Source organism: Parabacteroides goldsteinii DSM 19448 = WAL 12034 (genome assembly GCF_000969835.1).
In the GTDB taxonomy this organism is placed as follows: domain Bacteria; phylum Bacteroidota; class Bacteroidia; order Bacteroidales; family Tannerellaceae; genus Parabacteroides; species Parabacteroides goldsteinii.
Genome location: NZ_KQ033912.1, coordinates 2,462,592 through 2,478,126, shown reverse-complemented (window position 1 = coordinate 2,478,126; position 15,535 = coordinate 2,462,592). Strand labels below are relative to the sequence as shown.

General features: G+C 42.4%; 9 protein-coding genes. All 9 read right to left on the bottom strand.

From position 1 onward, the window contains the following. Positions 1-17: 17 nt before the first annotated feature. The gene (locus HMPREF1535_RS08995; RefSeq protein ID WP_046145925.1) at positions 18-1,100 is read right to left on the bottom strand and encodes a FecR family protein; all 1,083 of its coding nucleotides are present in this window, start codon (positions 1,098-1,100) and stop codon (positions 18-20) included. 65 nt (positions 1,101-1,165) lie between these two features. Continuing rightward, a complete protein-coding gene (locus HMPREF1535_RS08990) occupies positions 1,166-1,714 on the bottom strand; it encodes an RNA polymerase sigma factor (protein ID WP_046145924.1) in 549 nt (182 codons plus the stop codon). A gap of 637 nt (positions 1,715-2,351) precedes the next feature. Continuing rightward, a complete protein-coding gene (locus HMPREF1535_RS08985) occupies positions 2,352-3,242 on the bottom strand; it encodes a YitT family protein (protein WP_009860357.1) in 891 nt (296 codons plus the stop codon). 173 nt (positions 3,243-3,415) lie between these two features. Next, positions 3,416-4,558, bottom strand: a complete 1,143-nt coding sequence (locus HMPREF1535_RS08980; RefSeq protein WP_046146480.1) for a glycoside hydrolase family 43 protein — start codon at positions 4,556-4,558, stop codon at positions 3,416-3,418. A 4-nt stretch (positions 4,559-4,562) separates the two neighbouring features. Continuing rightward, positions 4,563-5,447, bottom strand: coding sequence for a TIM barrel protein (locus tag HMPREF1535_RS08975; RefSeq protein ID WP_046145923.1), 885 nt, complete (start codon positions 5,445-5,447; stop codon positions 4,563-4,565). Between the two features lie 51 nt (positions 5,448-5,498). Then, positions 5,499-6,707, bottom strand: coding sequence for an alpha/beta hydrolase family protein (locus HMPREF1535_RS08970; protein WP_046145922.1), 1,209 nt, complete (start codon positions 6,705-6,707; stop codon positions 5,499-5,501). A gap of 198 nt (positions 6,708-6,905) precedes the next feature. Further along, positions 6,906-10,022 carry a glycosyl hydrolase gene (locus HMPREF1535_RS08965; protein WP_046145921.1) on the bottom strand — a complete coding sequence of 1,039 codons (3,117 nt, stop codon included), beginning with the start codon at positions 10,020-10,022 and terminating at the stop codon, positions 6,906-6,908. Between the two features lie 112 nt (positions 10,023-10,134). Then, positions 10,135-12,792 carry an alpha-L-rhamnosidase gene (locus HMPREF1535_RS08960; protein ID WP_046145920.1) on the bottom strand — a complete coding sequence of 886 codons (2,658 nt, stop codon included), beginning with the start codon at positions 12,790-12,792 and terminating at the stop codon, positions 10,135-10,137. 8 nt (positions 12,793-12,800) lie between these two features. Further along, complete coding sequence (locus HMPREF1535_RS08955; RefSeq protein ID WP_046145919.1) at positions 12,801-15,473, bottom strand: glycoside hydrolase family 78 protein; 2,673 nt, start codon at positions 15,471-15,473, stop codon at positions 12,801-12,803. Positions 15,474-15,535: the final 62 nt, after the last annotated feature.

The window sequence follows — 15,535 nt, the reverse complement described above, 5'->3', positions numbered from 1 at the left end:
GCTTTTACATAGGCATTTTATTTTGATATTATTATATTATTATTTGCATCTGTCTTATACTGAAGGAACATTGACTGGCAAATGATATTGATTACATCTTCCATATTTTCCCGCAAATCCAACTTCCCGGAAATAGGAATATTTCCAATCTCTTCATTATACCAAATGTTACGACCGTAATAACGGGATAACCGATCCAGTGTCTCTCCAACCTTCCGGCCGTTCAACATCATCATATTATCTTTCCAACAGATATATTCAAAAACATCTACCTCCTTTATATCCGTACCTTTATCATTTACTTTAATCATCTGATTGGGAGAGAGTACTGATCTATTATTCTTTCCGGAATTAACCTCCACACTACCGTTAACCAACACAACAGAAGTGAAAGCATCTTCTTTATATGCACAAACATTAAACTGCGTACCGAGTACCTTTACTTCAAACCTGTTGGTTTTGACAATAAAAGGACGAGAAGGGTCTTTCTCTACTTCCAGAAAGACCTCACCTTCTACAAGTATTTCTCTCTTATCTTTTTTAAAGACAGCCGGATAAAAAACACGTGTTCCGGCATTGACATACATTTTCGTTCCATCCGAAAAAGTAATGTCCGCCCGCCGGCCCTTTGGCACGATAATCTGATTGATTTCCTCTTTTTTCTCTTTCTTCTCTTCTGTTATTTCCTTTTTTACGACATGCTGCTCCGCATTTGATTTTCCATCCATATCATATTTGATCGATGATTCATCTTTCAATTGCATCTTATCATCGCTTTCGATCAAAACAATCTCATCGTCGGCCAAAGACGATGTGTTGTTTTCAAGCAAGGCAAGCGACATAGAAGTATCACTCTTCGTATCCATCCAAAAATAAAGGCCTACAGAAAGAAATACAGCTATTGAAGCTGCCACAGACAATATATAACGGGAACGTAATCTGAATGAAGTGCGTGGCTGAGTCGTCCGGACTTCAATCTCCTTCCACGATGCCAGTGCCTCCAGCAAGTTATCAGACTCTGCATCATGAACTTTCCGGAGTAGGTCTTTCCCGGCCTGCTCAAATGATCTTTTATTTAATATGTTTTGCTTTTTATCCACAAGTAACCTCTTTTATCCCTATTACGGGAGAGGTCTCATTTGGTACTCACTTTTTTTGAATAAAATCAATCTTTTTTCAGATATAATCTCTTAAGACTGGATAAAGATCTGAATAACAGGTTTTTACTGGATTGATAATTTATACCCATTATCTCCGCTATTTCTTCATGCTTCAGTTCATTTACATAATACAAATAGATAATTTCCTGCTGATGGGAGGACAGCAGAGAAAAAACCTGCATGAGACGTCTGGCACGGTCATCTGCTTCCGAATCGTCGAAAGAGAGTAAAGGGAATAACTCGTCTGTTATAAATACTTCTTCATACAAGGTGATATCATCAGTCGGTTTTTCCTTTTCCAATGCATCATACAGCTTGTTACGTAAGGCTTTGATCAGATACCCTTTCACATTTGGAGTTGGAGAAAGAGAGGGATAGTTCTGAATCAGTTTAATGAAAATATCCTGAATGCAATCTTTTACCAGATCTTTATCGGAAACCAGTTTGGAGCCATAATTATACAACAAAGAATAAAAGCGGCAATAGATTTCCTTGAAAGCCTCCTTATCCCCTGTCAAACATGATTCCCATAATTTCTCATCGGATATTTGCATATAAACAATTGCTTATAATTTTGTTATAGCGTCTCAACTATAATTGGTGCGCAAAAATAGATACATAGTATTTCACTCATATTACATCAAAATTAAGTAAGCATTAGTATTAAGATTGTATCATTCATAAACCCATAAATAGTATTTATCTTAAAACATATATCTATCTCTTAAAAGAGTTAGGAAATAGTTCTGTTAGAACTGAGGCATATATCGTTAGTTTTTACTAACAAACAATGATTTTGAGCGCTTATAGCTCTCCAGCTATTAACAGATGTTTCTTAAAACATTCATTCTTCCTGTCTATTTAACCTATTATAATAAAAATGAACTATATTTGCATGCGCAAGGGATTTAGTTCTAACAGAACTAAGGTGAAATTTTAAATATAATTGATTTAGATTGCGTACTAACAGAAATAACATCCGGTTCTATAAATAATTTTCTGCCTTACTAATCTGTTTACGAAAGCTATCGGTAATATAATCGATAACTATCAGTAATATTGTCGACAGCTATAAATAATATTACCGATAGCCATCGACAACCAGTTAGTAAGGCAGAAAATTATATACAGGACGGTATCTGAATAGAAGCCGAACCCTTATAAATAAATCTATATAGCTATTATATGGAATTATTTTACTTTAATATGGTCGAACCCTTCGCCATACACACCGATGACGGCACTCTGAGAGACAAATGCTTCCGGGTCTATATCTTTAATCAAGCGGAAAATAGTTGTCGACTCACGCTTCTTGGCCAATACGAACATCATTTTCACTCCCAACCCGGTGTACATTCCGGTCCCGTCTATCACCGTCACACCACGGTGGAGATCTTTATTGATGCGATGTCCAATTTCTTCATATCTCTTGGAAATAATAAAGAACTGTACAGACTGGCGGGCACTGTTTACCACCTGGTCAAGCACAAAACTAGATATATAAAGCGTGGCAAAACCATAAACGACCTTTTCCCAATCATGCAGTACAAAATAACTGGAAGAAATGATAATCATATCCGTCATCAGAATAACACGTCCTAAAGTGATATCCCTGTATTTATTTATAATAGCAGCGATGATATCCGTTCCTCCCGAACTGCCATTGGCCGAAAAAGCGATACCAATACCACTTCCGCAGAAAGAAGCACCGATGACACAAGCCATAAACGGTTGGTCTTGCAACAAATGCAGATTAGATGTAGCACTTTGAATAATGGGAAGGATAGTAGTCATCACTATTACGGCAAAAATAGTTTTCACACTGAACTTCCATCCCAGAACAATAAGAGAAGCGATCAGCAACCCACCGTTAATTGCAAAGTACGTATACTGCACATTTATTCCGGTCGCCCAATACACGATAGAGGCGATACCAGGCACCCCTCCGGTAGTAATGTCATTAGGCAAAAGGAAAACAGTCCACCCAATAGCATAGAAAAGCATGCCAAGAGCGATCATTAAATAATCGTGCATCTCTCTCAGCATTAACTGCCTTGAGGTAATTGATAATGTTGGTTTCATTTTAAATGTTTATTATATATCCATATTATAAAGATCACCTATCTGCCAAAAAAATTGCAGCCCCACAAAAACGAAGCTGCAAAATTAATGAAGATTAAATCAATTTAGCGGTATGATTTCGATGAATTTACAAAAACATATTGTTAAATTTCAAATACAACAGGACAACGACATCAATAACTCCATTTATCCTGCCATTCGATGATCGGCTGATCTCCTTCAAAACGGATCGGAAGCCAGATGTAACGCCCGTCGATTGCATTCTCGGGCGTCCAGCGGTCACCCATATAGATGAACTGTCCGGGCTTACCGGGAGCCGGCAATACATAGGTACTCTGGGAATGGAAAGAAAGGTCGGAGCCTTCACCGACAAACGGATCCTCTAATTCTTCCCAAGGCCCCCAGATAGAAGGTGCGACAGCCGAACGACCGGCATTCGGAGCCCAACCTGTACAACCGGACATGATCAGATAATATTTTCCGTCACGTTTGAACATCGCCGGTGCTTCCATGAAACGTCCGGGGAAAAAGCGGGCATACGTACCGGAATAATTAGTATAATCGTCCGTCAACAGGGAGATATGCAATGTGCTGTTCTCTTCCGAAGAATAAATATGATAAGCCTTGCCATCGTCATCAACAAAAAGGTTCATATCACGCGCCATCTGTCCACCTTCCATATCACGGCCCAGCAGATTCAGACTGTCCGGGTGAGCCGGCAGACTTCCGCCTGTGAATCTACTCTTGTCAGATTCAGGAACTCTCTGTTTATGAATATCCTGCACATTTGTCGGCCAGGAACCGGCATTCGGACGCACGGCACAAAGAAATTTATAAGGACCTGCCACCTTATCGCTTACGGCAATACCGCTGAGCGCACCGGAATATCCTGCCCCTTTAGGCTCCAGATGGAACCACATCACATAGTTGTTATTCTTTTTATTATAAATTACTTTAGGGCGTTCCAGAATACATCCTTTCGCTATGCTATGTGTAGAATCGTCGGTCACAACGGATAAAGCAACGCCTTCGTCTTTCCAGTTATATAAATCTTTGGAAGAGTAACAGTGAACTCCCACCAGCGCATTATTTCCGGCAGTTCCTTCTGTTTTATGCTCGCCGAACCAATAATAAGTATCGCCGTCATGCAGGATTCCTCCGCCATGCGCATTGATATGCACGCCGTTATTATCCGGCCATAGTTCGCCCGGGGTAAATGCACCGCCAGCCTGTTCCGAACCGGACTTTCCTTTACACCCAGCAAAAGCAACAGCAAACAACAGAAAACAGAGTTGTATAATTCTTGTCTTCTTCATATGGCTAGACATCACAAATACGAATACATTTCTCCAGGGAAGCTATCTTATCCTGCTGGCGGGGAACAAACTCCTGCCCTACAAATCCTTTATACCCGGTTTCTACCAACGCTTTCATAATTGCCGGGTAATAAAGTTCCTGGGTTTCGTCAATTTCCGCCCGTCCGGGATTACCGCCTGTATGGATGTGAGAGAAGTATTCATGATACTTTTGAATATTTTCAATGATATTTCCTTCCATGATCTGCATATGATAAATATCATACAAAAGCTTAAAGTTTGGCGATCCGACACGGCGGCATAATTCTACCCCCCAAACAGTATGGTCGCATTGATAATCTTTATGGCCTACACTGTTCAACAACTCCATCGTCAGGACCACATTATGTTTTTCCGCCAGCGGCATCAGACGTTTCAATCCTTTCTCACAGTTTTCCCATCCCTGAAGATCAGTCAGTCCATTCCGCTTTCCGGAGAAACAGATCAAATTTGTCAGTCCGGCTGCCGCCACCTGGGGAATTACCGCTTCATAACTGGCAACCAGTTCGTCGTGCAATTTAGGATCGTTAAATCCACGATCGATACCCAAACCGGCCCCTTGGCACATAGCGACAGTCAGACCGTTTTTTTGTACAACCGGCCAGTCCTTCGGGTCGAGCAATTCGATCGATTCGATTCCTATATTTTTACATATCCCACAAAATTCTTCCAACGGATAGTCACCGAAACACCATTTACTAACGGAATGGCGTACATTACCCTTCAACGGTTCCTTTGTTTCTGCTTTTTTCTTTTTAGCGGGATTTGCTGCTTCCAAACCTGATACGGCAAGTGCTGCCCCGCCTACTAATGCGGTCTTAATGGCTGTTCTTCTTGAGATGTTTTCCATGTTATTCAGAATTGATAATTAATTAGATGGTACAAATATAAAGAAAAGAATCTATTTCAGAACCTTGTCTATCCACGGCAACACCCATTCCTCCTTAAAATAATGATTCTTCGGGTCGACGTTTACCAAGTTGAAATAGGTATCCCTATCAATACCTTCAGGTACTTGTTCTATTTGTTTTCGGTCTTTTGGGTCAGCAAATTTCTTATAATGATAATATGTAAAGTGATCCGGTTTGCCTGAAATCTCATAGGCTTTCCGGATCAAGTCAAAATCACGGTCGAGTCCTCCTTCCGTACAAATAACCGGACGAGGGGCCAGGGCGACAACCAGATCGGGAAAGTCAAACTGAGTTAAAAAACCGGGAATTAAATGTTCAATAGAATTAGGAAAAAGACGGATACCTTTAGGATCAGGCTTTGTCATGACAAGAATCCTTTCTAGCGTACGACACAAAAAATCATTATAAACAAAAGCATAAATAGAAGGGTCCAAAGTTCCCAAAACCATCAAAGGTTCAGTTCCCAAAGAGAAACCAGAGACAATAAGCCGATCTTTATTCACAAAGTCCAGCTCTTTCATCCAACTCAGGACATTCCAATCCTGATAAGCAGTAAGTCCCAGATAACTCCATCCCATTTCCAATAAAATTCGGGATGTATTCAAATAGTCAAAATGACCGTTATCCGAGAGTTCGGCACATGAGGGATTATCCACTGCAACTGCTACCAGGCCTCTTTTTACATAATGTAAAGCCATTGCTCCCTTCTTTACTGGTTCGACAGGAAATGAGGTCAATTCATAATCCCCTTCGGTTTCACCAGCCAGCCCTTCTTTGCTACCGCCAAATCCTGGAATGCAAAGCACGGCAGGAGCTTTATGGCCGGGATCGACGCCATCCGGAATTAACACCAAATAAGGAACAACACTGCCCGGCAACGGATAAGATTCCCATTTCTCAACCCGGTAACCATCCCGCTGAACCGTTTTGATACAAACCGGAGCAGGTAAATCCGCTATCTCCGGAAAATGCATCAACTCTTTCATTGCTGTACGCAGACCGGATTGCCATTCTTTAAACTCAGCAGGTGTAAAGGATGGATCAAAGGCATAAGCCGGTTTCATTTGTTTCAGCATATACTGAACTGTTCCTCTTGTACTCTGAAAACGCCCGTCCTGACGATCGGTGGTTATTTGAGCTTGTCCTACGACCGGTATAATAAACAACAAGGCTAAGAATAGATTTATAAGTTTATTCATGATGATTATTAGTTTAGATTGTTAACTGATCTACTTTGGGAATACAAAGTACGCTTTTTTTAAGTTTGGCAGCAAAACAATATGCCAGTTTAACTTTTTTCAGAATCTTTTGCACGGAATGAAAATCCGTTATTATCAAACACAAAAAAGCTCCGATACCCCTAAAGAATACCGAAGCCTTTTTATGTCAAGAGTTTTTTAATGTACCAAATCGAAATCAGTCATCAAACCATAATCCAGCATCTGATATTCACTACCTGGAATCTGCTTGTCTATGTTTTTCCAATGCCACGGAGAAGCCAGACCCGGGGCCGGATGACGATAATGCGGACCTAACAGGTTCTTATGGCTACCGATCACCCGGACATCAACTTTATTTTTACCCTCTTTCAGATAAGGGGTTATATCCAGACGATACGGATCATAAGCGATTATTCCGGCTTTCTGATCATTCACATACACTTCAGCCAAAGTACCTTTCCAGTCATTCAACTGAACGGCATACGGGGTTGAAAGAGATTTCACCTCATATTCTTTGGAATAGCTTACTCCCCAGGAATAGAACGGTTGTTTCTGTGCCTTCCAGCTACCTAACGTAAGATTCTTAACCGGAGCACTGATGCTCCATCCTGTTTGTTCAGGAATAACAGCAAAATCACCCACTATATAAACCGGCTCTATCTCTGCAAAAATACTCATCGGACTCACACTCAGTTCTACGGTATTTATTCCTGTTGTCACCTGGCCGCCTATCGAATAGACACCAAAGGAGCGGTCCAGCCACCATTCTCCCGGTATCGGTTTCACCTGTTCGCCGTTGATTTTAACAGTAAACAATTCGGGACGTTCCGCTACCAGTTTCATGTTTGAATAATCGAACTTGTCATTTACTTTAAAGCGGTAAGTCGTTGTGAAACCTCCGGTTTTAAACGTATCCCGGTCTAAAATATTCCGTTTATACTGTACCGAAGTATTCCAGGGATTGCCATTCGTAAAACCATATTCGCGGAAAGCGATATCGGCAGCCTGTGCAAAATAGACATTCTTTGTTGTTTTCCCGTTTACACTCACATCACAGAAATCGACATTCAATGCATTATCCTTCAAACGGGTAACCTGAACCGGACTAATAGCCTGAACCGGGGTAGAGCCGGCAACAGCCGGTATTTCCGGATAAGATTTCAGCGAACCTTTCGAACTATATAACAATAAACTTCCAGCCGGTTCCAAATGGAACTTCATTGTCAATTTGCCATCCGCCTTTGTCGATGGGTACGTATAAATATTTCCACTCATGGCATCCATTTGCACTGCCGATTTCCCGTTAACGGTAACCGTACCGTCTACAGCCTCATCCATGGAAGAATTAACCAAGAACAATAATTCCCCGTTGGTAAACTGACGACGTTGATGGTATAAGTTACCTCCGCTAAATGAGAACCGGCAGTCTGCATTCGAAAATGTGTCCCGGATAACCTCGTTCGTCAACCGGGGAACAGACGTTACAGACTGACCGCCAAGCAGAGTCTTCCAGGCTGTATTTTCTGCTCCGTCAACCAACGTCGGAGAAGAAAAAGTTATCACACGGCCACCCTGTTGTACAAAATTCTGCAATAAATCAAATGTCGGTTTGTTCAATGTCTCCATCATCGGAGGTAATACAACGGTCGTATAAGCGACTTTACCTACAACGAACTTGCCATCGGCAACAACCCCATGATCTTTTATGATATTCTCAGAACCAAGGTCATATTCTACCTGACCTTTTTCCAGAGTCGTTATAAAGTCCTGGAAAGCCTGACCTACTTCCATCAGTTTCGGGCTACTCTTGGTATGTGAATAATAACTCCATAAAGTTGCATTCGGCTCTATGACCAATATATCATTCTGCTGGACACCTTTACTCATCAACAATGACAGGCGGGCAAAATAATCATTCTGCGATTTATAATCGGCCCACCAGGGTGAATGATAAGTAAATACCGGCGGATAGTCGTATTTACGGGCACCGGTCAGTGTCATATGTGCCAGATGCTGGTTCATAAAGTTCACACCCAGGACATATTCCCAATCACCAAGCCGTTTGAAATCCTTGAAAGTTTCATCCCAGCCTCCGCCACCATATGTTTCACTCAATGTACGGGAATATCCCATCTGGTTAGCCACACTACGCAACTCTTTTACCGAACGGACATTACCAAACTGTGCGACAGGACTTTTCTCATCAAACTGATTGAACAGCATATCAATCGCCGGCATCTGATGCCAGGCATACATAGCCATATTATCCGGTCCGTCATTCATGTAAGGCCAACCATGTTCCCAATAATGGCCGGTCCATTCCAGCTTGTTTTCCTCGCAATACTGGTGGAAAGGCTTTGACCAACGGTCGATAAACAACTGCAACAAAGTCTCCATATAGTTATGGCGTACCTTCTTCCAATCTCCTGTTTCTTCCTCCAGCAACGGTAATAACGGTTTCAGGTCATATCCCCACTTCTGCTGAAAGACTTCAAATAAATCCGGTGTCCATCGTAATCCGCCCGGACTGCTGATGTTCGGTTCATCAGAAAAGATACCTTTGATAGATGAGCCGAAATCCTCTTTGAACTTTTTCTCATATCCATTCTTCATCGTTACTTCCAGAAACTTTTCCGTTACTCCCGGAACCAACAGGTCTACATATGAATAACCTCCGTACCAGTCAGACTTACCCATATAAGTTTTCTTATACAGGTAATATTCTCCTTTAGTTCCTTTATAGTCAGCTATTTGGTCTGTAATATCTTTCCAGGCATCGTTTTCCTTTTTTAAACACATGTAATAAGGGGCTGTATCCTCCGGCAGTAATTCGGCCTTTGTCAAAGCCAATCCCTGACCCTGATTATAAGACTCAGGCATTTCCTGTGGCACATGCCCACCGGCAAATCCGCTTGGATAGGAGTTCTCATCATAAATCCAGACATTCATACCTATCTCTTTTCCGAACTCTACCGCATGTTTATAAAGAGAGAACCATTCATCTCCCAGATATTCTGTAATCATACCCGGACGGGGATGAATGAAAAGACCTCCGAAACCAGCCTCTTTCAGCTCGCGCATCGTACGCTCTACTTCGGCCTCGGTCACTTTACTATTCCAGACTGCCAGCGGGGCACTTCTAAAATCGGCAGACGGATCCTTAAAATCCTTTTCTATAGTGGCAAAAGAATCCTGGGTTTGCACGCTGGTATCCTGACAACTAACCAGGCCGAATGATAGGGCACTTCCTGCAATAACACCGGATAAGTATTTTACAATGTTTTGTGCTTTCATATACTTAAAGATTTATTAGTTTGTACAAAAGAATAGATTAAGCCTTTCTTTTAAATTATAAAATTGACAATTTAGTTGATAAAAATGATATTTCACTACTGCCTGTCATTCCCTACAGAACACATGTAATCCGATAATCCCCTGATTGCATTTCCAACTGATCCAATTTGTCCGACTTTACATCATTAATCGAAACACTTTTGGCTTTAACGGGTAACAAAACCGTAGCTTTACAGCCAACAGGAATACTCAGATCCAGGGTAAAAGATACGTCCGTCTTTTCCCATTTTACATCTAACATTCCGAAAGGAGTTTCTTTCGCTGCGTTTACCCATGAAATGCCTTTTACCAGTTGAGGCTGAATAAATACATGCTTGTATCCCGGATTCGCTTCGTCTGGGTTGATACCTCCCAAAGCCTGGTAAAACCAGGAGCCGATACCGTTATAACAGTTGTGGATATGACTACGCTCTCCGTTCCAGTGCTCCCAGGTCGTAGTCGCTCCATTATCCAGCATATACAAATAGCCCGGATACTCTCTCTTCTTCAACATTCCATAGATAAAATCGGCCTGTTTATTCTTCACAGCCCATTCGGTTATTACAGGAATCCCCACCAGTCCTGTTGCCAGATGTCCGTTAAAACGGTCTTTCGTGACACGATACAAGGTATTTCTGACATCAGACTGTTCATCTTCCGGTGTTGCACCGACCAGCATCGGATAGATTAAATCGATCTGCGTACCTGTAGCATAACTCTTCTGCCCTGGATCATAAAATGTTTTATGGATAAGCGCATTCAGATCTTTATATTTAGCCGCATACGCCTGTTTATCCTGTTCCTTTCCCAATACATTCGCTATCTTACACATCGTTTGATAGCAAACCGATATATAGCAATTATCTACGACATCTACCGATAAAGGATTTGTCTGGTCGATCCCGGTCGGAGTAGCCCAATCACCCAGATACCAATTCCGGTAATCGGTGTTCGGCCATGTTTTCAGCAGACCGTTCACGGTATATTTATCCACATACTCCAGCCATTTTTGCATATAAGGATAATAACGTTCTATCAAACGACTGTCTCCATAATTTACATAAGTAGCCCAGGAAGCTGTAATGATAAATCCGCACCAGTACGGGCCTCCTCCTGCCATATAAGGATTAGGGGCCGTATGAGGCATACCTCCGTCTTCTCTCATGCAATCCGCCCATGCCTGCATCCAGTTCATGTATAAAGGAGTAAGGTTATACATTGTCTGAACGGTCTGCGTCGAAGCATTCCCGTCGCCACCATACCCCAATCGTTCGATCTGGGGGCAGTCTACCATATAACCACCTAACGTCAAACAACGGAGTGTATAGTGGATCATATCGTGAATTGCATTTAAGTCTTCATCCGAACAACTAAAAGAGGCACTTCCGTTATAATCCGTATGAACTAGGCAAGCTGTTATATCGGTTAGGGCCGGAGCCTCACTCAGATTCGTCAGTTTCAGATACCGATAGGCCTGGTAATTGAACTTATTAACGAAGCTTTCCCCTGCTTTACCGGAAGCGATATAATAATCTTCATAAAGTCTGTCTCTGAACTGCCCCTCTTCGTTCAAAAAATCACAATAGCTAATCCGTATCTTCTGACCGGAAGCCAATGCCGGAAACTTAATTTTCGTCCACCCCGTAAAGTTCGTTCCCATATCGAAGATCCAGGCTGTGTCACCGGATACCTGGCACGATACCGGATGGAACTCTTTCTGAATCCGGTTCAACTCAGCCATTTGCGGTGTAGCCTTATGGACCGGTATCAAAGCTACTTTCACTTTTCCCCATTCAACGCTGTTCAATGTAGAAGCCGTTAAATCCGGAAGCAGTTCGGAAGCCGTTACAACCTCACCGCCAAACTGATGCGGTCTCCAGTTTCCAGTCGAGACATAACCGCTTTTACGAGCCAGCCAGGAATCGTCCGTAACCAAAACCGTAGTCCAATCTCCTTCGTCTCTGCTTTCCAGCTGGGCGCGGACAAACGGACCACCTTCCACTACCCCCGGAAGTCCGTCGCGGTACCACCCTTTACCTAACCAAAGAACAATCTCATTACTACCTTTCCGGACAAGTCCGGAAATATCATAAGTAACGATCAGGGAACGTTTATCGAACTGGGAGACAGCTGGCGTCAATACAGCATCGCCGACATGTTTCCCATTGACATATACCTCATGGTAACCCAACGAATTCACATGGAGCAACATCTTTTCTCCAGGCGTATTACATTGGAATGTTTTCCGGAATAGCGGCGATTCCATTTGACCTTCAGCCTGGTTCATGCCGATATACCGGGCAGTCCAATCTTCCGGATGCAGTAATCCCACTCCAAAACAAGCAGGTTCACTCCATGCGGACACATTCCCTTTTCCGTCCCAGACACGCACTTTCCAATAAGAAAAGCTCCTGGAACTTAGAGGACTACCCTGGTATAAAACCCCATTGGATTTGTCTGACTCCATCTTTCCCGAATTCCACAGGTCTGCTTTTCCTTCCGACAAATACTTTTTATCCGAAGCGACCAGTATCTGATAAGCTGTTTGTTCGGCACCTTGTTCCTTTGAATTTAACACCCAACTGAAGTGAGGAGAAGTATTGTCGATTCCCAACGGCTCATTTAGGTTTTCACACTGCAAACCATCGACCTCCAACGACGAACGGGTACTGCACGAAACGACTAACAGCGAGATAAATGCAAATAATACTTTTAAAGAAATTCCTTTCATATCCGTAATTATTTATTTACCTCAAATTTATAAGTACCTGCAATCAACTCTTTAGGAGTATTTTCCCCTTCCAGATGCAATGTAGCCGTTGCACCGGGAGGCACAGTTACTTTATAAATAATTTTATCACCCACTCTTTCCCAAGCTGATTTTATCAACCCGTAAGGAGAATTATAAGAAGCTTTTACATAGGTCAGTTCTTCTACAAAATGAGGCTTCAGGATCACATTCTTAAAACCAGGGTTCTGCGGATCGACATTAATCCCCGCCAAGGCCTTATAGAACCATGCACCGATCTCACCATACATTATGTGATTCTGCGAATATCCCCAGGCAAGGCCATTATAATCCCAGTTCTCGTAAAGAGTTGTCGCTCCCTGGCGTAACCAGTTTCCCCATGAAGGATAATCCTGCTGGGTCACCATACGGTAAGCCTGTTCTACATTTCCCGTCTCCGTCAATGCATTAAGGATCGTTTTACATCCCATAATACCCACATCCAAATGATCTTTGTCCGCTTTTACCCGTTTGGTTAACTGTTCTGCAACCTTTTCTTTACAGTCTTCCGGGACTATACCCCAATATAAAGGCATACTAAGCTCCGTCTGATAGCCGTTGGCATAAATACCGGTTTCCCTATTCAGGAACTTCTCATTGATCGCATTCTTTATTTTTTCAGCCGCTGCCTTATAATACTCATAATCTTTCTCAAAACCGAACAGTTTGGCAGTACGGGAAACGATATCCGCATTTTTGTAATGATAAATAGAAGCTGTCAGTTCCTTATCTGCAATCGACTTATGAGGGACCCAGTCACCCAGACAGTAATCTCCGATCAACCCTTCCGGATACTTATTCAGCCAATAATCCGTATGCATCTTCATTGCTTCATAATTATCTTTCAAGCAAGTCGGATCACCGTAAAACTCATACAGGGTCCAGGGAATAATGGTCATCGAGCAAGTCCAGTCAGCGATATCGCCTCCCCAACCTCCGGAAGGAATGATACAACGCAGCCTGCCTCCGTCATACATATTATCCCGATGGTCTGCCATCCATTTTTCATATAGGGTAATTGCATCAAAACTATACAAGCCCGTTTCAATAGCCAGATGGGCGTCACCCGTCCAGCCATTTTTCTCACGATGAGGACAATCGGTCGGATATCCGACCAGATTCGATAAATAAGAATAATTCGTAGCCCTCAGCAATCTGTTGATCAACGTATCTGAACATTCGAAAGATCCGTTTGCCGGTGAATCCGTATGAATAAAATGAGATGTTATATTTTCTGTCGTCAGATGCAGAGGCTTATCCGAGGAGACTTCCACATATTGGAATCCCTTATAATTAAAACGGGGTGTAAATTCGTTTTCCTTACCGTCCAATATCAACACATCCGTCTGGAACAATTCATCTTCAGGGTGAACCCCATATTTCAACGGCTCGTTTACATTTTGATAAAACTGGATATTATTATCATCAAACAATCGTTTCCTGCGGGAATCCAGTTGTTCTCCATGACGTATTTTCACTTTTGTTCCGGGCGCACCCTTCGCCTTAAACGTCGTCACACCTGACCAGTTTTGCCCAAAGTCGTACAAATAAAGCGTATCATTCAACTTTTTCAGATCAACAGGCTTGCAATATTCCGTAGCACGAATCGGATGCATGGTCTGCGATGTTATATTTGCACCCGGCCAAACAACTTCCGTTGCGTTTTTCCAGGAAGAATCATCATAAGAAACCGTATTCCAACCCGGCAGTTCTTTCCTGAAATCATAATTTTCAGCTACATAAATAGCATTGAATGTAATGGGACCGCCTTTCACCTTGAAACTTTCATCGGATGCCAGAATCTCTTTTGTCCCATCCGTATATGTTATATGCAAATTCAGGCAGAAAGAAGGACGCTTACGCCATGGAGCTTTATCAAAGGACCATTCAGCAACCGGCTGATGGTTATACCAGCCATTTCCGAGAATTACCCCCACTGTATTATCTCCTTTACTCAAAAGATCAGTGACATCATACGTAACATACAATAACCGCTTGTCATAATCGGTAAAAGCCGGATCTAAAAAATGGTCACCGACCTTCTGCCCGTTAATGGATAGTTCATATAATCCGGCTGCCACTATGTACGCCCTTGCCGATTGGACGTTCTTGTCTAATCGAATAGCTTTCCGGAAATAGGGAGTCTCACGGGACTCTATATCCTGTCCATCTGAAATAAATGTTCCCTCCCAGTTTGAAGGCGTCAACATACCTGTTTCAAAAGAAGAAATTACTTTCCGGGATTCCTGCTTGTCTTTGTCCCAAACAGTAACACTCCAATAATATTTCGTAAAAGGCTCCAGGGCTTTCCCTTTATAACCTGCCATCGTTTTTCCGTCTGCCTTTTTCTCCTGCCACAAGATCTTCTTTCCTTTGGACAAAGCGACAGAATCTTTTCCTACAGTGATCCTGTAGGCGGTTTGAACGGCTCCGCCCCTGCTATCTTCCAGATGCCACGAAAAACGCGGAGCCTGGCGGTCGATACCTAACGGAGCAACCAGATGCTCGCATTTCAAATCTGTAGGCACACACTCTCCGGCTTTCTCCTGCGCCTCTAGTCCACAGATGTTTACAGAACATAAAAACACAATAACCATCCCCCTAATAATCTTATCCTTTTTCATCTCCTAATGAATTTAGTTTTAACAAACTCGACAGACACTGTATCCGGAATCCTCAACCGAAG

Bases quoted from the DNA above. Each gene is read 5' to 3' on its own strand.
- HMPREF1535_RS08990 (WP_046145924.1), bottom strand. From the start codon at position 1,714: ATGCAAATATCCGATGAGAAATTATGGGAATCATGTTTGACAGGGGAT.
- HMPREF1535_RS08985 (WP_009860357.1), bottom strand. From the start codon at position 3,242: ATGAAACCAACATTATCAATTACCTCAAGGCAGTTAATGCTGAGAGAG.
- HMPREF1535_RS08980 (WP_046146480.1), bottom strand. From the start codon at position 4,558: ATGAAGAAGACAAGAATTATACAACTCTGTTTTCTGTTGTTTGCTGTT.
- HMPREF1535_RS08975 (WP_046145923.1), bottom strand. From the start codon at position 5,447: ATGGAAAACATCTCAAGAAGAACAGCCATTAAGACCGCATTAGTAGGC.
- HMPREF1535_RS08970 (WP_046145922.1), bottom strand. From the start codon at position 6,707: ATGAATAAACTTATAAATCTATTCTTAGCCTTGTTGTTTATTATACCG.
- HMPREF1535_RS08965 (WP_046145921.1), bottom strand. From the start codon at position 10,022: ATGAAAGCACAAAACATTGTAAAATACTTATCCGGTGTTATTGCAGGA.
- HMPREF1535_RS08960 (WP_046145920.1), bottom strand. From the start codon at position 12,792: ATGAAAGGAATTTCTTTAAAAGTATTATTTGCATTTATCTCGCTGTTA.
- HMPREF1535_RS08955 (WP_046145919.1), bottom strand. From the start codon at position 15,473: ATGAAAAAGGATAAGATTATTAGGGGGATGGTTATTGTGTTTTTATGT.